This is a genomic window from Roseiconus nitratireducens, assembly GCF_008629675.1.
GTDB classification, from domain to species: domain Bacteria; phylum Planctomycetota; class Planctomycetia; order Pirellulales; family Pirellulaceae; genus Stieleria; species Stieleria nitratireducens.
This window is the reverse complement of the sequence record NZ_VWOX01000001.1, coordinates 333,360-354,019: the sequence shown is the minus strand read 5'-3', so window position 1 is coordinate 354,019 and position 20,660 is coordinate 333,360. Positions and strand designations below refer to the sequence as shown.

Genomic DNA, 20,660 nt, shown 5'->3' with positions numbered 1-20,660 from the left:
CGCCAACCGGGGACTGACGTCCCCGGCAGGAAGCTATCGAGCCTTCGGCTCTTATGAGCTGCCGGCGCGATCGCGGTGGAAAAGCAAAGCTCCCACCCTCGTTCCCGGGCTCCGCCCAGGAACGCACTGCCCGCTGGCTCCGCCAGCCCTCTTGCGCGCCTCGCCACTCGATCGTCGTCGCGGGCTGTCGCCCCTGCGGGGCTGGAGAGAAAAAGGGGTCCGCCGACCGGGGACTGACGTCCCCGGCAGGGAGCTATCGAGCCTTCGGCTCTCATGACCTGCCGGCGCGATCGCGGTCAGGCCCTGTCTAACACTGCATCACGCGCTCAATGCGTGGGCAACCGTACTCGGCCGCTCCGGTATGCACTCGCAGATTCGGCTCGATCTGGGCGGTACCGCCATGGTGCGTGTGTCCGCACAAAACCGTCAACTCACGTTCCGGATGGCGTTGGGCAAACTGGCGGAGCACCCGACCGATTTGGCCGCAGACGAAAAACGGTGCCCAGGCATCGTCGGTCGTCTGGCCTTCGTACCAACAGGCTTCTCGAAACGGAGGGACGTGGGTCGCGACCAGAATGTGTTTCGCATCGTCGGGCAACGCGTCCAGCTTGACGGACAGCCGATCGGCCGACTGTGCGCCCTCACGCTTCATGAGCGAAGGCCAGTCGCTGGGATCGCTGTTTTGAAACTCGGCGATCAGCCGAAAATCATTCAGCCGGACAGGCGAATTCAGATAATCGCCTTCGGTACCGTCCCCCCAGCCATCCTCGCCCACCAGGTAGCTTCCGTCACCAAGTGGAACGGGACGGCAATCGGTCAGGTAGACCAAGGACGCCGTATCGCGGACCGCCGAGACAACGCGTTGCCGAGTCGCCGCGATCGAAGAAGCGTAGAAGTCGTGGTTGCCCAACACAAAAAAAATCTGCACCGGAAAGCTCTCGGCCATCCGGTGCAGTTGAAAGATCACATCATCGGCTTCAGAAATATCGCCGGTGATCAAGATCGCATCGGGGTTCGACGACAGCACCTCCTCGGCCCAGCGATCCCAGGCTGTCATCCGAACATGATTCAGGTGGAGGTCCGTCGTCCAAACCAGTCGCATGACCAGGCTCTGTCTGAAAACTGTTGAAACCCCGTCGCCGCTGTCCCTGGACAGCGGAAAGCGACGCTCTGACGAGCGTCGCTACACGTTTTCGGACAAGGCTTAGTTTGCCGCTGCAGCCAATGCCGCCGACGCCAGTGCTTCGGCCTTATCGGTCTTTTCCCAGGAGAAAGAATCTTCTTCGCGACCGAAGTGACCGCCGGCGGAAGTGATCTTGAAGATCGGACGCCGCAGTTGCAGGTGCTCGATGATCCCCGCGGGAGTCAGCGGGAAGTGTTCTCGGACCAGGGCGCACAACTTGTCGTCGGGGATCTTGCCGGTGCCTTCGGTGTCGACGTGCACGCTGACCGGTTCGGTCACACCGATCGCGTAGGCGAGTTGCACTTCGCAACGCTCGGCCAATTCGCTGGCGACGATGTTCTTGGCGACGTAGCGTGCCATGTAGGCGGCACTGCGGTCGACCTTCGTCGAATCCTTGCCGCTGAAGGCACCGCCGCCGTGCCGGCCCCAACCGCCGTAGGTGTCGACGATGATCTTGCGGCCCGTCAGACCGCAGTCTCCGTGCGGACCGCCAACGACAAACTTGCCGGTCGGGTTGATGTGGTAGTTGATGTCGCCTTTGACCAGGTCAGCCGGAAGCGACGGTTTGATGACTTTTTCGATGATAAACTTTTTGATTTCATCATTCGTCACGTCGGGACTGTGCTGGGCACTGACCACCACCGTGTCGATTCGCACCGGCGTGGTGCCTTCGTATTCCACGGTGACCTGGGCCTTGTTATCGGGACGCAACCAATCGACTTCGCCCGCGAACCGGGCTTCGGTGATTCGGTTGATGATCCGGTGCGAAAGCGCGATCGGCAGCGGCATCAATTCGGGCGTGTCCTTGCACGCGTAGCCGAACATCAGTCCCTGGTCGCCGGCGCCGACATCCTTGCCGGTGGCACTGTCGGAATTGACGCCTTGCGCGATGTCGGGGCTTTGCGTGTCCACCGAAACCATCACGGCACAGGTGTCGCCGCAGATTCCCATCTGGTCATCGGTGTAACCGACTTCGTTGATCGTCTGACGCACGATGTCGGAGTAATTGACGTTCGCCTGGGTGGAGATCTCACCGGCGATGATGGCGACACCGGTGGTGACCATGGTTTCGCAGGCGACACGGCTGTTGGGATCTTTCTCCAACAATGCGTCCAGGATGGAATCAGAGATGCGATCGGCCAACTTGTCCGGATGGCCCATGCTGACAGATTCACTGGTGAATAGATAACGAGCGTTGCTCACAAAGTTACTCCAAAAAAATTCGTCGTACCGGCGATTACGGGGAACGTTACACTGGGGCAGAGACGATCCCAGGGAGGGATCTGTCGCCGCCGACTAACCATGACAGCGCACCGGGAAGCGATTCGAAGAAGGTGGCGGGTACCGTCGATTCGACGCCCTGGCGACGGAGATCGACCGACTTTTTCGAACCGCTGCGACCCATAACGTAATTTGGTTCGGCCTTTGTGAGAACCGGCGATCCCGAATGTCCCCCGTCACGCCCAACCGTTGACCTGACCGCATCGATGCCTTCCTCGCCCGATCCGCCGCCCTCGACGTCATCACGCCCCTCCGAGGGCGGTCTGTCCGGCGTTGCGGGGGTTGATGGGTCCGAGCGGTCCGACCGGAGGGGCTCCCCAGCGGCCAATGCGCCGCCGCAAAATAACCCCTCCCCGCAGCCCGCCCCCCCGCAAGAGCCCCTGCCGCGATCCCGGGAAACCCCCGCCATGCTTTTATCGCTGGCGCTGCACACGGTCCTGCTGGTGGCCATCGCCTACTTCGCAGCCATCGCCCCGCGCGGCACCGGGGAGGCTCCCGACCGCCAGATCGGGATCGCGATGGTGCACCGTTTGCCGGACCGCGAGCAATACGAGGAGGTCACCCCTCAGACCTCGGAATCCGCGACCCAAAACGCCCAGGAAAACGCGTCCGACCTGGCCGCTGCCGCAGCACCCCCGTCGGACCTGTCGCCGCCGCTGGATCTGCAAGGCGTTTTGGCTGCCATGGAATCAACGCCGGCCCCACGCAGTGGCAGCGGCATCGCGGGGGACACCGAGCTGGGCGGGGACGCTTTCGGGAGCGGCGAGCGATCGGCCCAGAACACGCCAATCGGAGAACAGGCCACCACGCGACTGTTTGGTGTGTCCGGCAGCGGTTCCAGGTTTGTCTACGTCTTCGACCGCAGCGACAGCATGAACGGCTTCGGCGGCTTGCCGCTGCGAAGTGCCAAACGCGAGCTGATTCGCAGCCTGCAAAGCCTGTCCCCGCAACAGCAGTTTCAAATCATCTTCTACAACGAGAACGTCAAACCCTTTCAACTTGCCGGCACGCCGCTGCAGATGGTTTCGGGAGAACCGAACAGTTTGAATCGTGCCGAACGCTACATCGAATCGATACGCGCCTTCGGAGGCACGAAACACAAAGCCGCACTGTTGATGGCTCTGCGAATGTCACCAGACGTGATTTTCTTCCTGACCGACGCTCACATCCCCCGACTGTCTCAAAGCGAACTGAAACTCGTGCAGTCCCGCGCCGAGCAGGCCGGCACGACGATCCACGCCATCGAATTCGGGAGCAAACCGGTCGGTTCGGCCGACAGCTTCCTGCGCTCGCTGGCAGAAATGAACAACGGCCAGTACCAATACGTTGACATCCGACGCTTGGGTGATCGTGGGGCAGGAACTCCTGCGGAAGACACCTCAGGCGAAAGCGAGTCTGCCGGTAGTGAGTCTGACGCTCGGGGTTCGTCGGACACGACATCTACAGGCACGGCTTCTCGGGAACACGGTGACAGCGAAACGCCATGAAACGGTCCCTCGGCGTCGCACTGATCATCGTCTGGTCCCTCGGCATCCTGAACGGCCAAAGCCGGGCTCAAGCACCGCTTGACCAAATTCGTCTGGCTCCCCGGGTCGATGCGGCCGACTCAGAGGCGCCGGCCGGCCAGAATTCGGATGAACCGCGTTGGTATCCACGGCCGATTGTCACGGTGTCCGGGCGTCTGCAAACGCTGGACGATCGCCAGGTGTCCGTGCTGCTTCCCGACCAGACGGTGCCGACCCGCTACGCGTCCGAGCGCGTTCTGGAAGTCATTCCGGCAGAGGTTCCCGACGATCAGCAGACCGCGATTGAACAGTTCCTGGATGGCAACCACACCGCGGCGCTGACCGGTCTGATTCGCGCCGTCAACCAAGAGGACCCCAGCAAGCGTCCTCCGGTCTGGCGGCAACAGTGGCTCTCGATGATGGCCGCCCAGTCAGCGTGGCGCAGCGGGCGCGGCGAAATCGCGTTGGAGATCATCCAGCAGCTGGACCGCCGCCCCCTTCCGCCGTTGGTATTGAACCTGCTGCCGATCGAATGGACCGGCGGAACGGTCGACGCGGATGTCATCACGGTGGCCGCCGTACAGGGTGCGTCTTCGGATTCGCCGGCGGTGCGTTTGGTGGCGGCAAGTTGGCTTTTGCGTTCGGCCCAGTATCGCACAGCGGCGACTGCCGAATTGAAACGATTGGCAGCTCAGACCGAACGAGAGGAGATCGCCCGACTGGCTGCTTGTCTGCTGTGGCAAACGCTCACTCCGACGGAGGTCCAATCCGACTGGAAACGTTTGGAAGCGGAATGGCGCCGGTTACCGATGTCGCTGCGGGCCGGCCCCTTGATCGCCCTGGAGCGTCTGACGCGCAGCGCGGGGCTGGCCGATGTTGCCAAGCGATATCAGATGATGCTGCAGCTGGCGGCTCCCACTTGGCATCCGGATTTGCCCGAAGAGTCCGTGCGTACTCCATAGCCCATGCCCGCACCGTCACGAGAATCGATTGAAGAACTGTTCCTGCAGACGTTGGACGTGGAACCGTCCCAGCGGGCGGAGTTCTTGAGTCGTCACGCCGGCGGGGACGAATCCTTGCGAGCAGCCGTCCAGGAACTGCTGGATGCCGATGCCCAGGCCGGACAGGGCGACTTTTTGCAATCGGCATTGTTTGGTGGCGAGTCCCAATCAGCATCTTCCCGGGAATCGAAGGGAATCCGGTCACCCCTGCACGGCGATGCGCGGAGGCACGACGGATCTGGCGAGCACGCTTCCGATGACAATGGTCGGGGACACGGCGACCAACCGGAACGAGGCGACGGACCGGACAACCCACCGGCGGATCGCTTCCGGCTGCTGCACGCCTATCGGCAGGGCGGACTGGGAGAGGTGCTGTTGGCGCACGACCGCCAGTTGGACCGCGACGTGGCTATCAAACAGATTCGTTCCAAATGGAAGACCAGCAGCGAGGCTCGGGAACGCTTCATCCAGGAAGCCAAGGTGACCGGTCGTTTGGAACACCCGGGCATCGTCCCGGTGTACGCAATGGGCACCTGGCCCGACGGCAGCCACTACTACGCGATGCGGTTCATCGAAGGCGAAACGATGAAGGACGTGATCGCCAAGTACCACGCCGCCGATGGCGTCAGCGATGACGACAAGCTTCTCCGCCAGCGGGAACTGCTCTCGCAATTCGTCGACGTTTGCCACACGATCGAGTACGCTCACAGCAAGAAAGTGCTGCACCGCGACATCAAACCTTCCAACATCATGGTCGGCCCTTACGGTGAGACCTTGGTCGTGGACTGGGGTTTGGCCAAACTGTTGGACGCACCGTTTGAAGACTCCATGACCGCCGATTTGGCCCGCGAGTTGGCGGCCGAAAGCGGTTCCACGCCCACGCAGGTTGGCGGCACGATCGGGACGCCCCAGTACATGAGCCCCGAGCAGGCGGCGGGAAACCTGGATGACATCGGGACGAGAACCGACGTGTACTTGCTGGGCGCAACGCTGTACCAGATTCTGACCGGTGTGCCTCCACACGGTGGAGGATCGGTGGTGCGAATGTTGAAGCAGATCCGCGACGGATACCTGGTGCGACCGAGTGAATTGACCCCGGACGTTCCGCCGCCCTTGGAAGCGATTTGTTTGAAGGCGATGCAACAGCGTCCCTTTGATCGCTACGTGCACCCCGGACAAATCGCTGATGACGTCAATCGCTGGTTGGCCGACCAAAGCGTCTCGGTCTATCCGGACAGCCCATCGATGCGACTGAATCGCTGGATCCGGCAACACCGAACCGCGACGACCAGCATCGCGGTGGCGACCTTGCTTTTGGCTATCGGTGCCGTCCTGGGTTCTTGGATGTGGAACGAGGTCCGGATGCGTCAATTGCAAGCGGACCAGGAACGCCGATCAAAACAGTTGCAGTTGCGGCTGAACGCGGAACGTCGCATCGACGAACTCGCGACGGCAACCAGGTCTGCGGAACAATTGGCGGCCCAGGAAATCAGACGCGGCCGCTTTGCTCCGGCTCTGGAGATCTTGCTCAATGCGGTTTCGTCCATCGAATCGGAGTCGGAATTGGATGAACAAAGCACGCGGATCCTCGCGCGGACTCGGCGTTTGGACTCGCTGGTCAATTTCTACCGGCTTGCCGATGACGTGCAGGAACAAAACGTTCTCAGCCGCGACACCAAAGCATTGATGGCTTGCAGTGACGCGTTGAAGACGCTGGGAATCTGGGACCGTCCCGATTGGTGGAACGGGCTCCCGCACCAGGATCTCTCGCCCGCCCAGACCGATGCACTTTGCTGGGATGTCTACCAACAGCTGATGCTGATGGACGCCATGCTGATCAAGTCCATGGCCGTGCGGTTGGCCGGCGACGCGCCGCTGAGCGGAGTTGGAGGCATGTTCCGCGCCGCCGGTCGCATGCTGGGTACCGATGTCGGCAAGGCAGAAGCGGAAGCGGCGTTGATTGTCAGCGACCGCATCGATCGATTTCGACCGGCCGAAGCAACCCGCCTGTACCGCTCGGTCGCAAAAATGCGTCTGGGATCGGCAACACGTTTGCAAGGCAGTGACCTCGGCATCGCCAGGAACGGCGCCGACGCGCATTCCCTGGGCGTGCTGTGCATGTTGTCGGCCATCGACCCGGGATTCGAGATTCTGTTTCGTGGCTACCAGGGCGACGACGCGATGATCGCCGCTCGTGACTTGTTTCGCCGATCGGCCACGTTGCGGCCGGACCACTACTGGTCGCACTTGGCCCTGGGACAGATTGAATACCTGCTGGCCGAGCGCAATCCCGACCGACGCTGGGAAGACTTTGCCCCCGCCCTGATGGCTCTCGGGCACTGCATCACCTTGGCCCCCGATCGTTGTTTCGCCCTGGCCGACCGATCCAGCATTTACCGTGCCCAGGCCCGCTTGTTGCGTGATGACAAACGCTACGCGGCCGAGGATCGACGAACACGATCTGACGAACGATTGCGTTGGAGTCAGGACGATGCGCAACGGGCCATGCAATCGTCGCGGCAGCATCCCTGGGTCGGTTGGCAGTTCGGACTGGCTTTGGCCGAAGCCAACCAGATCGACCAGGCGATCGGATGTTTCGTCGAGACCGCGGAACAAACCTACCCGCTCGGCAGAATCACGGACGCAACCCTGCTGAAAGTCGACGACCTTCGGGGCCGCGCCGAAGCTGGTCAGTGGGTGCAGCAATGGGTGGCGGATGCGTCGGACAGCGAGCAGGCGTTCAACGTCGAACGTTCTTTGGCGCTGGCCGGCATCCGGTTGAATCAGTTCCGTCACGAGGAAGCAGCGCAGGCGGCGGAAGCGGCACTTTCGGCGGACCCGCAAAACGTGCGTGCCCACGCGATCCGCGCGATGGCGCGTCTGCACCAAGGCGATTTCGCGGTAGCGATGGAAGACTTGCGTACGGTTCTGGCCGCCCAGCCGCAACACCCTTGGGCGTCCTACGGACTCGGGGTCTGTCTGGAACAAACCAGAGATTCTGCGGGCGCGCTGGCGGCGTACCGCGACGCGGAACAGTTTGCCACGAACAACGAGAATCGCGCGGCCGCCGCCCTGGGCCTCAGCCGCGTGGCAGCACTCAACGAACAATTCGATCTGGCCGATCAGCAAGTCCGACTGGCGGTGGATGCGGAACCTTCCTGTGATCTGATGTCCGTCGCACGTCCGCTGGCAGAGAGATTGACGGAGCTGAAACGCCTGCGGCCCCCGACACCGGATCGAGTCGACGCCCTGTCGGACTTCATTCGCTCGCTCTCGGAGCTTCCGCGGGTGACCAAAGTTCAAGCGATGCCGGCAGCCGACCCTCAGACGCCGCGGAGTGTCGCGCTGCTCAACGCCGACTTTGAACTCGGGTCCCTGAAGTACTGGAGCGAGCCGAGCCGAGCGGGATGGGAGAGTGCCGGGGGCAGTCGGTCGTCCGCCGAAGTGACGGACACCGTGGCCAAAAGCGGACGCTATTCGCTGCACCTGCAGGTGCAGCCCCTGCGGGAGCCGCGGTCCAACGCCGCTTTGCTCAGCGCCATCTTCGGGTCCACACGGCAAGTCGTCAGCGTCCGCCCGGGGCAAACCTATGAAATCAGTTGTTGGGCCAAAGCCGAGGGGCTACAGAATGCCGCGACCGCGATCCGTGGTCCTGGCGGCGAAACGCTGTTGCAGTTCGACGGCGGCAGCTACGACTGGCGGCGTGTGGTGGCACGTTTTACCGCCCCGCCCCGAGACGACTCGCTGGACACCGCCGACACCTTCGCAGAGTTTGCTCTCCAAATCGTCGCCACCGGAAGCGGCGACTTGTGGTTGGACGATCTTCAATTGCGGTCCGTTCCGTGATCAGATCCACCTCCGCGCGTTTCAATCAGAAGTTTTTTCCGACGGTGTTTCGGGGCGCCGACGGTCCCTTTCGACCGACTCGCACCAGGCCTGCAGCGCTTCGCCCAGCCGAGTGGTTCGCTGGGCATGTTGTGACGAGACATCGTCCGATTCCGCAGGATCAGCTTCCATGTCATAGAGCCGAACCGGTTGATTCGATTCCGACTTGGGTAAACTGCGCGTGACGTAAGGCCGAACCAGCTTCCATCGACCCTCGCGAATCGCGGCATTGTGCGAGTACATCGGTTGACCGCGATTCCACTGCCAAAAATGCCGGACCGGCGGAAACGGGGTTCCGTCAATCAAGGCCTTGGACAACGGTCTGCCGTCAATCTGCAGGCCCTCCGAAACTGGAACGCCGCACATGCCCAACAGTGTGGGGAACAGGTCCACGAAATGGATCGGTTCATTGCGGTTGCCGGGCGACAATTGGCCGGGCCATCGGAAGATCATGGGCACTCGGATGCCGCCTTCGTAGATCGTGTATTTCGTGCCCCGCAGATCAAGGTTGAAGCGGGATTCCACCAACGGATCCGGTCCGTTGTCGCTGGCGAACACCACGACGGTTCGTTCGGACAGGTCCAATTCATCCAGCGTCTCAAGCAGTCGGCCGATCCCGCGGTCCAAGAGCTGGATCATCGCGTACACCGTTGCGACTTCTCGCGGCAAACCCGTCTGCATGAACGCCTTGACCTGCTCTTCGGGCGCTCCGATTGGTCGGTGAGGCGCGTAGTGCGCCAGGTGCAGAAAGAACGGTTGCTCGCGATGTCGCCGGACAAAGTCGATCGCGCGGTTCGTCAAATCCTCGGTCAAGTATTTGTCTTTGACGTGCGACGTCTCGCGTTGGATCGTCAGTTGGTAGTTGAAGTAACTGGGGACGTCCGTGTGGGTCCGAAATCCTTGAAACTCATCAAAGCCACGTTCCAGGGGATGGTAGGGTGCTCCCAACCCTGAATGCCATTTCCCGATGATTCCCGTGGCATAGCCGTTTTGCTGAAAAACATCCGCCAGCGTGGTTTCATCTTTGCGAATCCGTGTCAGCTCCGGGTACGTCTTCATGTTCAAAGTCACCACGCCGGTCCGATGCGGATAGCGTCCTGTCAGCATCGCGGCCCGCGCCGGCGCGCACACCGGTGATGCGGAGTAGGCTTGGGAGAACCAGACGCCTTCGCTCTTCAAGCGATCCAAATGGGGCGTTCGCGAACGTCCTCCGTTCAGGCTGGCAAAGTCACCCACACCCATGTCATCGGCCAGGATCAACACGACATTCGGACGAACGTCTCGCTGGTCCGCATGACAACGCGAGGCGATCAGGACGCCCAACGCAAGCAGTTTCAAAAAAAGCCATCGATCAGTCATCGGCGCGAACCAAAGGTTGGGATTGGGTGTTCAGCAAGCGGTCGGCTTTCGCCACGTCATTCGGCGGAATCACGTCATCCCGCGGAATATCGCCACGGCGCCGGATTGCCTGCCGGAGTCTGGACTGAACCGGACAGCCCCGATCGTATCAGAGTCATTGGCTCTAGCGCGGCAGCGCCGGCCGGATCAACCACGGTCCTGCCCGACGCTTGGGTTGGCATTTCGGCCGATTCAGCAACTCCGTCGGCTTGACGTCGAACGCTGCCGCGTTGCCTTCTGAATCACAAAACGCCCCTGCCAGGCGAAAATCACTTGTCCAGTGTGCCGCCACGGTGGATGATTGCGGTCTACAATGAATCGCTGCCGCGCGACTTCCGCCCCTCCCCCCGATGCTGTTTCATGAAACGCTTTCTCTTGTGCGTTTTTCTGGCTTTCTGGACTACCGCCTGCGTTGCCGGCAGCCCGGTGGAGTTGGTCGAAGCGGCAAACGTCATCCTGCGTGATCACTGCCTGGATTGTCATGGCGCTCAGGAGCAAAACGGCGGGCTGCGACTGGACGGCGTCGAACAAGGTCTCGGAGACTCCGGCAAACCAGCGATCGTGCCCGGGCAGCCGAAACAAAGCGAACTGCTCGCCCGTGTTCGCTCCTCCGACTCGGACATCCGAATGCCGCCCGAGGGCGAATCTCTGACGACCGAACAAATCGCCCAATTGGAAAAGTGGATCGCCGCCGGCGCGCCCTGGCCCAACGGAAGTGTTGCGGATGAGCGAACAGACGATCCGCCGGAGTCCGAACACTGGTCGTTCCAACCCGTGGGCGCACCATCGCCACCATCGGTCAACGACACCACATGGCCGCGGGGAGCGATCGATGGATTCATTCAGTTTCGGCGCGAGCAGGCGGGTTTGGCCGTGGCCCCCGACGCGGACGCCCTGACGTTGCTTAGGCGGGCGAGCTACGCCCTGACGGGATTGCCACCGACAGTCGCTGAAATCGATCGATTCCAGCAACAAGTGGCTCGCGTTGGCCGCCAGCGGGCATTCGCGGCGTTGATCGATGACCTGCTCAGCCGGCCCAGCTACGGAGAACGCTGGGGCCGCCACTGGATGGACTGGGTGCGTTACGCCGACACGGCCGGTGACAATTCCGACTATCCGATCCCGCAGGCCTATCTGTACCGAAACTACATCATCGACAGTTTCAACCAAGACCTTCCCTACGATCAATTTCTGACCGAACAGCTTGCCGGCGATTTGCTACCAGCGGATACCGCCGGTCAACGCGATCGACAAACGGTCGCCACCGGTTACCTGGCGATGGCGCGTCGCTTCGGCTCACTGGTGGAGCGTTATCCCTGGCATCTGACCATTGAAGACACGATCGACAATGTCGGGCGGACCATGCTGGGGATGACCCTGGCGTGTGCCCGCTGCCACGACCACAAGTTCGACCCCGTCAGCACGCGAGACTATTACGGCCTGTACGGAATCTTCGCCAGCACGCGTTACCCGTTTCCCGGGATCGAATTGTTTCAAACGCAACGCGATTTCGTCCCCCTGCTCAACGAAGTCGACCGTCGAAGCCAGCCGTCCGAGACCACCGACAAGACGAAACGACTGGTCAAAGAATTGGAATCCCAGTTGGCGAAATGTGAACGTCAAGCCGTCGAGAACGCTCAGAAAGAGAAGTCAAGTGACCTCGCGACCCAGCGTCGGCTGCGTGACGAACTTGACGCGATGCTGTTGAAGGCCCGCCGCGCCGGCGAACGGCTTGCCGATCATTTAAAAACATTGCCGACCGTCCCCGCGGCGTATGCCGTTCAGGATGCAGCGCCGACGGACGCGCGGGTTCAAATCAAAGGCGAACCGACCCGTCCCGGCGTGACGGTGCCCCGCGGCTTTCCAAGCGTGCTGGGCGGACAACGGTTGACGCCCGAAACGGCGTCATCGTCCAGTGGCCGGCTGCAATTGGCCCGCTGGATCACATCGCCGGAAAACCCGTTGACCGCTCGCGTGATCGTCAACCGGGTGTGGCAGCGCCACTTCGGAACGGGACTGGTGCCAACGACCAGCGACTTTGGAACTCGAGGCCAGATGCCCACCCATCCGGAATTGCTGGATTGGCTGGCAAGAGACTTCATGGACAACGGATGGTCCATCAAGCACCTGCACCGGCGGATCATGACCTCGCGCACCTACGCCCTTGCCAGCCAGGCCGTTGCGGACAACCACTCACGTGACCCCGACAACGCGTTGTACTGGCGATTCAACCGCCAGCGGATGGATGCGGAATCCCTTCGCGACACCTTGATGTTGCTGGCAGGCACCCTGGACACAACGCCTCACACCGAACCTCACCCATTCCCGCCACGCAAAGACTGGGCGTTCACGCAGCACCATCCCTTCAAGGACGATTACGAAAGCAATCGACGCAGCGTGTACTTGATGACCAAGCGGCTGACGGCGGATCCGTATTTCCAAACCTTTGACGGTCCCGATCGCAACGTTTGCACCAGCGACCGTGACCAATCCGTCACCTCGCTGCAAGCCTTGTATTTCACCAACGATCCGCTTCTGCATCACCACGCGACGCAACTTTCCAGCCGCCTGCTGGACGAAATCCCCTCGGCAGATCAGCGCGCTGCGATGGCGGTCCAGATGATCCTGTGCCGGCCTGCCGACGACCGGGAAGTGACGTGGCTGCTGCAACACGTGCGAGCCGCAAAACAAAGACTAGCGGAGCGACCGGATGCGGAATCGCTCGCGTGGGCCAGCCTGGTTCGCAGTCTGTTTCGTTTGAACGAATTCTTGTACCTGGATTGAGACGATGCCCGGTCCTACCACCAATCGCTGCACAATCGATCGACGCTGCTTGCTTCGGTCCATGGTCGGAGGCTCTCTGTTGATGCCGGGTTTGCTTTCCGAACTGTTGGCCGCCGAAAGCGCCCCGTTGGCACCGCGCCAACCCCATCACCGCGCCCCCGCCAAAAACGTCATCTTTATCTATGCCACCGGCGGCGTGTCGCACATCGATACGTTTGACCCCAAGTCGACTGCGTCCGGCCGGGACGGAACGGGCAAGGACCGATTGATGGGCAACCTGTTCGGTTCCGAAAGAAACAAACAGTGCGGGACGGAAGTCAGTAATCTGTTTCCCCATGTTCGTGAGGTGATGGACGAGATTTGTCTGGTCCGTTCGATGAAAGCATCTCACTTCGATCACTCCGAAGCGACGCTCGGTATGCACACCGGGTCGCCGACGTTTGCTCGCCCCAGCATGGGATCCTGGGTCAGCTATGGGCTGGGGACAGAAAACCAAAACCTGCCCAGTTTCATCGTGATCGCGCCACACCTGCCCTACGGCGGAACGCAGGTTTACGCCAACGATTTCTTGCCGGCCTTTCATCAGGGAACACGCGTGCTGCCGGGCGAGAATCCGATCGCCAATCTGCGTGCCCCCGGCAACACGGAAAACCTGCAATCGCTGGAGTTCGGCCTGGTCGAACGCATGAATCAAGCACACGCCGATCGGCGTGCCCACGACAGCGCGCTGGCGGCAAGGATTCAATCGTTTGAGACCGCTTTTCAAATGCAGCAAGCGGCCCCCGAGGCATTTGACGTCCAGCAGGAACCGGAACACATCCGGCGAATGTACGGGTTGGACCGACCGTCCAAAGGTCCCGGGGCCGATTTCGCCTGGCAATGTCTGGTCGCCCGCCGGTTAGCCGAGCGTGGCGTCCGTTTCATCGAGTTGATCGATACGGGTTCGCGCCCCAACTGGGATTCGCATGGCGAAATGCAGGAGCATGCACGTTTGGCCGACAATGTGGACCAACCCACTGCCGCCCTGATCAAGGATCTCCGACAGCGCGGCATGCTGGACGAAACCATCGTCTTGTGGGCCACCGAATTTGGACGCACGCCGACGCGCGAAGGCAAGAACGGCCGCGGCCACCACCGCGACTGCTTCAGTATTTGGCTGGCCGGCGGCGGATTCAAAGGTGGACACGTGCACGGGGCCACCGACGAGATCGGGAAGTACGCCGTGGAAAATCCTGTCGAAGTCCATGATTTGCACGCGACCGTCTTGAACCAGCTGGGGATCGATCACGAAAGGCTGACCTTTCGGCACGCCGGACGCGATTTCCGCCTGACGGACGTTCACGGCCGCATCCTCGATGACTTGATCGCCTAGCTGGACAGCGCCCCGTTCGGTGAGCCGCGTGGCGCTAGCCGGAACCGTCCAATTCTCTCTTGGCGGCGTCCAAGTAGCTTCGCACTTTCTGCTGCAGCGTTGGCAACGGGATGGATCCGGAACTCAGAACGACGTCGTGGAAGCGTCGCACGTCAAAGGTCTCGCCCAATTCGGATTCGGCCTGACGTCGCAAGTCACTGATGAACATCTCGCCCACCTTGTAGCCAAGCGCCTGACCGGGCCAACCGATGTAGCGATCCACTTCGGCGACGATGTTATGTTCCGACAGGGCGGTGTTTTCCTTCATGTAGTCGATCGCCTGTTGGCGAGTCCAACCGAGGGCGTGGATGCCGGTGTCGACGACCAAGCGACTGGCACGCCAGGCTTCCATACTCAAGCGTCCGAAGTCCTGATACGGATCTTTGTAGAAGCCAAGTTCACTTCCCAGTTTCTCGCTGTACAGCGCCCACCCCTCGATGAACGCCGTGAAGTTGCTTTGGCGTCGGATCGGATGCAATCCTTCCAGTTCGGCTTGGAGGGCCAGTTGCAAATGGTGTCCCGGAACTGCTTCGTGAAATGACAGGGCTTGCAACTGGTACAGCGGTCGGGCGGAAAGGTTGTACGTGTTGACGTAGTAAAAACCGCCACGCGATCCGTCCGTCGCCGGCGGCCAATAGTACGCGGAGGTGGTCTGCGGCGCGACGTAGGCGGGAACCTCACGAATTCCGTAAGGGATTCGCGGCAAGACGCCGAACAGTTCCGGCAGCCGCCCATCGACTTGCTTCAAAATGTAGGCCACTTCCTTCAGTAGCTGTTCCGGTGTTTCCGCGTAAAACTTCGGATCGGTTCGCAAGTGTTCCAGGAACGCCGGCAGATCACCCTGGAATTCCACGCGTTGAATGATCGCTTGCATTTCCGTACGGATTCGAGCGTTCTCCCGCTTTCCTTGCTGGTGCAGTTCTTCGGGTGTCAGATCCAAGGTCGTGAACGCGCGGATTTGTTCCTGGTACAAACGTTTCCCGCCCGGGAGCGCGCGGGCCGCAATGCTGCCTCGGCAGGCGGGAACGTAGGTCTCGCTCAGGAATTCGGCAAAACGTCGATACGCCGGAATCACGCTTTCCCGAATCGCATCGATCACCCGCGGGCGGATCGCCCGCCAACGCGGGTCACCCAACTTTTCGATCGACTGCTCGGAAATGTTTTGCAGCAGCAATGACGTTTCGGGATCGTCGACCACGTGAGCTTTTGCCTGGTTGGCACTGTCCCGCATGATGACCGCCGGCTGGACCAAACCCGCTTCGATCCCCGCGGTCATCAAGTCGATTTGTTCATCCACCAACCGGGGAAAATCGTTGAGGCGAGCGACGTAGTTGTCAAAGTCCTGCTCGGAATCAGGATTCATCAGCCGGGGGAGTTCCGGGAAACTGATGTGAAAGCCTTCGCGATTGTTGATGGGCATCAAGTGCATGCCCAACTCATAGTCCGTGCGGGCACGCTGCAGCCGCAGCCGCAGCAGATCGGCATCGACACGGTCTTCCGGATCCAATTGGTCGACGTCGATGCGTCCCAAGGCCTCCAAGAAGCGTTTCCTTTGCTGGTCGCGACGCTCATAGTCCTCCGACCGGTGACTTGCCAGCCGGTCCTGGCCCCGCGAATCGCCCACATCCGTCGCCAATAACGGATCCTCCCGCAGCTCGAAATCCCAAACCTGATCCATCAGTTCACGCAACTGCGGATCGGCGGGCCGCGCGGCGACGTCATCGGGTTCCGCCGCCAATCCGCTCGGCACCGAAACGACCAAGAACAAGACCACGAGGACGGAAGTTCGCCGCATCAGGGGCAAAAAGAATCGCATGGGGCAGCCAGTCGAAAGGACAAATTTGAGCGGAAAGGATTCAATCAAGTTTCATTTGTGCGCAAAATCAAGTGTTGCGCGGTGGAGCCGACAATCGTTTCGGCATCGAAGCAAATATAACAACCACATGAACGCATCATTTCACGTGCTCGATACCCACACCGGGGGCGAACTGACTCGCGTGCTGCTGGCACCTGAGATCGGGCTGCAGCCCGGTTCGCCTCGGGAGCAGCTCGACCAGCTCCGCACACGATTGGACTGGGTGCGGGTCGCGTTGACCAGCGAACCACGCGGCACCCCCTTCGCCGTCGGGGCGGTGGTGACGCCGCCGGTCCAGTCGACAGAGACGATCGGACAATCGTCCACCGCGGACGGTGACTCATGGAATGTGATCTTCTTCAACAACGTCGGCTACCTGGGGATGTGCGGGCATGGATTGATCGGGGTCGTGGAGGCTTTGCGGCACCAGCAGCGGATCGACACCGGTCAGCACGTTTTCCAGACGCCGGCCGGTCGAGTGACCGCCCAACTGGAACCCGACGGTCAGGTCACCTTTACGGGAGTCGAAAGCTACTGCTACCAGCATGACGTGCAGGTTTCCCTGGCAGACGGGTCCCAGGTGACCGGTGACATCGCCTATGGGGGCAATTGGTTCTTCTTGGTTGCGCATCCCGATGTCGCCAGCGATTCCATTGAATCTCTCTCGCGCCGCTGTCAACAGATCCGGGATGCGATCGACCGTGATCAAATTCGCGGGGAGGATGGGGCGATCATCGACCACATTGAACTGTGCGGACGTTTGCAGCCTGGCGAATCGGTCGGTCCTCACGGCCAGGAAACCGCCGGCTGCCACAGTTTTGTGCTGTGTCCGGGAGGCCACTTTGACCGATCCCCGTGCGGCACCGGCACCTCGGCCAAACTGGCCAGCCTGGCGGCGCGTGGTAAGTTGGAACCAGGCCAAACCTGGATCCAACAATCCGTCACCGGCAATCGTTTCCTGGCCAGGTACACGCCAGCGCGGCGCGGCGTCTTCGTCACCTTGACCGGCAAGGCGCACGTGATTGCCGAAACTCGCCAGATCATGGATCCCGATGACCCGCTGCGTTTGGGGTTGGGCTCTCGATTCGACGCGTCGGTGGCTCCCGTTCCTGAAGCCGTGGAGAGTGAATGATGCCCACAGAAACTGACGTGATCATCATCGGTGGCGGAGTCATCGGATGCTGGACCGCCTGGCATCTGCAGCAACAAGGAGCCCAGGTCACCATCGTCGATCGCGGACCGATCGGCGGTGGAGCATCGTTCGGCAATTGCGGCTACATCTGTCCCAGCCATGTTCACCCGCTTTGCGGACCTGGGGCGGTCCGTGACGGGCTGCGAAAACTGGTGCATTTCGACAAATCGTTTTCGATCACGCCCAGATGGGATCCGCAGCTTTGGCGTTGGCTGGTGGACTTCGCCAAGCACTGCAATGTGAACGACTTCCGTCACGCCTCCCAAGCCCGACACGCGTTGCTGGACTCTTCGATGTCCCTGTACCGCGAATTTGCCGAAGACCGTCGGGATCGATTGCGATGGCAAGAACAGGGGCTATTGACGGTGCACCGTCACCGGGGCTCGCTGGATGCCTACGAATCACGCGCCCGCGAGTTACAAGATGAATTCGGGTTGAACGTGCAGCGGTACGACGCTGACGCACTCTGCGATCTGGAACCGGCGTTGCGTCCGGGATTGGCCGGTGGCTGGTATTTTCCGGACGATGCCCATTTATCGCCCAGCGACTTGTTGGCCGAGTTGCGACGCGAACTGATTCAAGCCGGCGTCCAGATCCGCGAGCATTGCGACGTGGACGAACTGCAGCGGGGGAACGATCGCCTGGATTCGATTCGGCTGGGATCGGGAGAAGAACTGCGGGCCGACCGGTTCGTGTTGGCGACCGGAGCCGAGGCGGGGCGATTCGCTTCGATCCTTGGATGCCGAATCCCGGTCATTCCTGGCAAAGGATATTCGATCACTCAGCCGACCCCCACGGATGCGCCGACGATTCCGATGATTTTTGAACAGGACCACGTTGCCGTGACGCCCCTCGGTGACGCCCTGCGGATCGGTTCGACGATGCAGCTGGCGGGATTCAGCCGCACGCTACCGCGCAGCCGGATCGACCTGCTGAAACGCTCGGCACGGGCACACCTGGTGACCCCGCTGAGCGACAGCCACGAAAACCTGTGGTGCGGTTGGCGCCCAATGACCCCCGACGGCCTGCCGTGCATCGACCACGCACCGGCAACAAGCAACGTTGTCGTGGCGGCCGGAAACGGCATGGTGGGGATGGCCAGCGGCGCCGGAACCGGGCGATTGGCTGCGGAGCTGAGCCTCGGTCGTCCGCCCCACATTGATGCGACCCCGTTTCGCCTGAGCCGGTTTTCCAGCCAACGTTCGTGACCCTCCTCCACTTCCAGTGACTCCTGACCTCGGTAAATGATTCCATGTCGACTGTTTCTCAACCTCAAACACAACCTTCGATCAATGACGCCGTGTTTCGCGGCTGCATCCCCGCGTTGATGACGCCCATCGGGACGGACGGAAAGCCCGACTTGGATGCTCTGGTTCGGCACGCGACGAATCTGGTCGAAGCCGGAATGTCGGGCGTGGTGTATTGCGGATCGATGGGTGACTGGCCTTTACTAAGCGACCAGCAGCGGCGTGACGGGGTGAGCCGGCTGGTCGATGCCGGCATCAAAGTCGTCGTCGGAACCGGTTCCCAAAGCCCCAAGGTCGCCGTCGAACACGCTGCCCATGCCGCCCAGGTGGGAGCGGCCGGCTTGATGATCATCCCTCGATTGCTGTCGCGGGGAATTTCTGAAGCCGCCCAGGCAACGCATTTCGCCGAAGTGCTCTCGGCGGCGAGGGAATTGCCCGCGGTCATCTACAACAGCCCGTACTATGGCTACCAGACGAAAGCCGACCTGTACTTTCGGCTTCGCCGGGCCAACCCCAACCTGGTCGGTTTCAAAGAGTTCGGTGGTGCCGAATCGCTTCGCTATGCGGCCGAGCACATTACGTCGGGTGCTGACGGCGGCATGCTGTTGGTGGGCGTGGACACCCAAGTCTACTTCGGATTCCTGCAATGCGGGGCCGAGGGCGCGATCACCGGTATCGGCAACTGTCTGCCCGCCGAAGTGTTGCAACTGGTCTCGCTGTGCCGACGGGCCGCGGCAGGCGATAGCACCGCGCGACGGTACGCCCGTGAATTGGACGAAGCCCTGGCCGTGCTGTCACGGTTCGACGAAGGTCCCGACCTGACATTGTATTACCGCTTGATCGCCTCAGAGACGATCGATCCGGCGTACCGCCGCACGGCCCTGCCGACCGATCAACTGAGCCCTTCGCAGGAGCGCTACGCGATCGCACAGCTGCGATTGTTCCAGAGTTGGTGGAACGATTGGTCCGGCAAGGACTACTGACACCAACGCCCAGGGTGAAGCAGCCGGCGGAGCCGGCAATACAGCCGGTTCCAAGGAGGGAGCCTTGGAACCAGGGGAACCAGCGGATGGAATTCAGAAACCAGTGCCTCGTGCCCAGGCTCCCGCCTGGGTACGCACTGCAAAGCTGGCTCCGCCAGCCGGGATTGAGCATTTCAACGCCCAGGGTGAAGCAGCCGGCGGAGCCGGCAACGCAGCCGGTTCCAAGGCAGGAGCCTTGGAACCAGCGGATGGAATTTCCAGGAACCCGTGCCTCGTGCCCAGGCTCCCGCCTGGGTACGCACTGCAAAGCTGGCTCCGCCAGCCGGGATCGAGCATATCAACGCCCCGGGTGAAGCAGCCGGCGGAGCCGGCAATACAGCCGGTTCCAAGGCAGGAGCCTTGGAACCAGGGGATGGAATTCAGAAACCAGTGCCTCGTGCCCAGGCTCCCGCCTGGGTACGCACTGCAAAGCTGGCTCCGCCAGCCGGCGTCTGCGCACCGCCCCCATTCATTCGGGCGAATCCGAACCCCGCTTGGGTTCGATCAGGCAGTGGTATCCCAGACAGGGCTCCTCGGGGTCACGATGTCGATTCGCCTCGGCCAGAATCTCCTGCACCAAGCTCATCCGCTCCGGGTCCAGCGCGGCGGAAATCAGATGTTGTTGGCCGTCCGGTCCGATGGCAACGGTGGTCAACACGGCCACCGTGTCGTCATGTTCCAATGCCCGGATGATGTGCTCCCCGACCTGCTGCTCCGCGTTCTTGATGGTGGATACAAACTGTCGAATCGGGCCCGACTGCTGATCGTGAGGTGTCACCTGCGTGGGCGGCGACGACGCAGCCTGTTCGTCATGGGGGCCATCGGACGCCGAATTCATAGAAGTATTCCGAAAAGGTCGAAACGGGCTGCGGACTCAAAGTATGTCGTGAAAAACG

Annotated in this window: 13 protein-coding genes; 8 read left to right on the top strand and 5 right to left on the bottom strand. The window is 61.4% G+C overall.

Features of this window, described 5'->3' with window-relative positions; genetic code table 11:
• Positions 1-307: 307 nt before the first annotated feature.
• Both FYK55_RS01125 and metK read right to left on the bottom strand, forming a co-directional pair.
• Positions 308-1,102: a metallophosphoesterase family protein gene (locus FYK55_RS01125; protein WP_150074157.1), complete on the bottom strand. Its 795-nt coding sequence runs from the start codon at positions 1,100-1,102 to the stop codon at positions 308-310.
• 102 nt (positions 1,103-1,204) lie between these two features.
• A complete protein-coding gene (metK, locus tag FYK55_RS01120; RefSeq protein ID WP_150074156.1) occupies positions 1,205-2,386 on the bottom strand; it encodes a methionine adenosyltransferase in 1,182 nt (393 codons plus the stop codon).
• 485 nt (positions 2,387-2,871) lie between these two features.
• Between metK and FYK55_RS01115 the strand changes: the two genes are divergently transcribed.
• Genes FYK55_RS01115 through FYK55_RS01105 form a run of 3 tightly spaced genes read left to right on the top strand, consistent with a single transcriptional unit; the run spans position 2,872 to position 8,816 of the window.
• Positions 2,872-3,951: a hypothetical protein gene (locus FYK55_RS01115; protein WP_150074155.1), complete on the top strand. Its 1,080-nt coding sequence runs from the start codon at positions 2,872-2,874 to the stop codon at positions 3,949-3,951.
• Positions 3,948-4,931 carry a hypothetical protein gene (locus tag FYK55_RS01110; protein WP_150074154.1) on the top strand — a complete coding sequence of 328 codons (984 nt, stop codon included), beginning with the start codon at positions 3,948-3,950 and terminating at the stop codon, positions 4,929-4,931. Before FYK55_RS01115 ends, FYK55_RS01110 begins: the two co-directional genes overlap by 4 nt.
• Before the next feature lie 3 nt (positions 4,932-4,934).
• Positions 4,935-8,816 carry a protein kinase domain-containing protein gene (locus FYK55_RS01105; RefSeq protein ID WP_150074153.1) on the top strand — a complete coding sequence of 1,294 codons (3,882 nt, stop codon included), beginning with the start codon at positions 4,935-4,937 and terminating at the stop codon, positions 8,814-8,816.
• 21 nt (positions 8,817-8,837) lie between these two features.
• Here FYK55_RS01105 and FYK55_RS01100 read toward each other — a convergent pair whose 3' ends face one another.
• Entirely contained in the window at positions 8,838-10,214 is a 1,377-nt protein-coding gene (locus FYK55_RS01100; protein ID WP_150074152.1) for a sulfatase-like hydrolase/transferase, read from the bottom strand.
• A gap of 399 nt (positions 10,215-10,613) precedes the next feature.
• Between FYK55_RS01100 and FYK55_RS01095 the strand changes: the two genes are divergently transcribed.
• Both FYK55_RS01095 and FYK55_RS01090 read left to right on the top strand, forming a co-directional pair.
• The gene (locus tag FYK55_RS01095; protein ID WP_161604238.1) at positions 10,614-13,037 is read left to right on the top strand and encodes a PSD1 and planctomycete cytochrome C domain-containing protein; all 2,424 of its coding nucleotides are present in this window, start codon (positions 10,614-10,616) and stop codon (positions 13,035-13,037) included.
• A 4-nt stretch (positions 13,038-13,041) separates the two neighbouring features.
• Positions 13,042-14,409 carry a DUF1501 domain-containing protein gene (locus tag FYK55_RS01090; protein ID WP_201743584.1) on the top strand — a complete coding sequence of 456 codons (1,368 nt, stop codon included), beginning with the start codon at positions 13,042-13,044 and terminating at the stop codon, positions 14,407-14,409.
• Between the two features lie 34 nt (positions 14,410-14,443).
• Here FYK55_RS01090 and FYK55_RS01085 read toward each other — a convergent pair whose 3' ends face one another.
• On the bottom strand, positions 14,444-16,264 hold the full coding sequence (locus FYK55_RS01085) for a DUF885 domain-containing protein (RefSeq protein ID WP_150074150.1): 1,821 nt from the start codon (positions 16,262-16,264) through the stop codon (positions 14,444-14,446).
• A 127-nt stretch (positions 16,265-16,391) separates the two neighbouring features.
• Here FYK55_RS01085 and FYK55_RS01080 point away from each other — a divergent pair, with 127 nt between their 5' ends.
• From FYK55_RS01080 to FYK55_RS01070, 3 genes are read left to right on the top strand one after another with little or no spacing between them, the layout of a single operon-like run.
• Positions 16,392-17,435, top strand: coding sequence for a proline racemase family protein (locus FYK55_RS01080; RefSeq protein ID WP_150074149.1), 1,044 nt, complete (start codon positions 16,392-16,394; stop codon positions 17,433-17,435).
• The gene (locus FYK55_RS01075; protein WP_150074148.1) at positions 17,432-18,703 is read left to right on the top strand and encodes an NAD(P)/FAD-dependent oxidoreductase; all 1,272 of its coding nucleotides are present in this window, start codon (positions 17,432-17,434) and stop codon (positions 18,701-18,703) included. Before FYK55_RS01080 ends, FYK55_RS01075 begins: the two co-directional genes overlap by 4 nt.
• A gap of 44 nt (positions 18,704-18,747) precedes the next feature.
• Positions 18,748-19,725: a dihydrodipicolinate synthase family protein gene (locus FYK55_RS01070; RefSeq protein ID WP_150074147.1), complete on the top strand. Its 978-nt coding sequence runs from the start codon at positions 18,748-18,750 to the stop codon at positions 19,723-19,725.
• A gap of 508 nt (positions 19,726-20,233) precedes the next feature.
• Here FYK55_RS01070 and FYK55_RS01065 read toward each other — a convergent pair.
• Entirely contained in the window at positions 20,234-20,602 is a 369-nt protein-coding gene (locus FYK55_RS01065) for a hypothetical protein (RefSeq protein ID WP_150074146.1), read from the bottom strand.
• Positions 20,603-20,660: the final 58 nt, after the last annotated feature.